The sequence below is a fragment of the Protofrankia sp. CiP1_Cm_nod2 genome (assembly GCF_920664355.1).
GTDB lineage: Bacteria > Actinomycetota > Actinomycetes > Frankiales > Frankiaceae > Protofrankia.
Window position 1 is genome coordinate 3,596 of sequence record NZ_CAKKTL010000367.1, and the last position, 528, is coordinate 4,123.

Genomic DNA, 528 nt, shown 5'->3' on the forward strand with positions numbered 1-528 from the left:
CGTCTCCTACGAGAGCGAGGGCTGTTCGATCAGCCAGGCGTCCGCGAGCGTCATGACCGACCTTGTGATCGGCAGGTCCGTGGCCGACGCGCTCGGACTGGAACGGGAGTTCCTGGCGCTGATGCAGTCCCGCGGCACCCTGGAGCCGGACGAGGACGTGCTGGAGGACGCGGTAGCCTTCGCGGGCGTGTCGAAATACCCGGCCAGGGTCAAGTGCGCACTGCTGTCATGGATGGCCTGGAAGGACGCGACCGTGCAGGCCGTGGGCGGCATCCCGGAACAGGAGGCGGACCGATGAGCGAGACCACCACGCTGGCCGACCAGCAGACGACCGGCACCGACGATCCGGCGGCGACGGCGCCGGCCGTGCTCGCCGCCGACCCGGCCGCTGTCGGCGAGGCGGCTCCCGGCGAGGCGCCCGCCACTGTCGACGGGACGGTCGCCGGCGAGGCGGCCGCCGGAGGGGTGGCTCCCGGCGAGGTGGTCGCCGGAGGGGTGGCCGCCGGCGCCGCCGTCGACAAGGCCGCG

Annotated in this window: 1 protein-coding gene and 1 pseudogene; both read left to right on the forward strand. The window is 73.9% G+C overall.

Annotated features, from left to right (window positions below):
• On the forward strand, positions 1 to 298 hold a 298-nt coding region (gene sufU, locus NBW84_RS23460; protein WP_250287471.1), incomplete at its 5' end, for a Fe-S cluster assembly sulfur transfer protein SufU.
• A pseudogene (locus NBW84_RS23465) lies at positions 295 to 528 on the forward strand (metal-sulfur cluster assembly factor); the annotation flags it as partial. The gene sufU and the pseudogene NBW84_RS23465, both read left to right, overlap by 4 nt.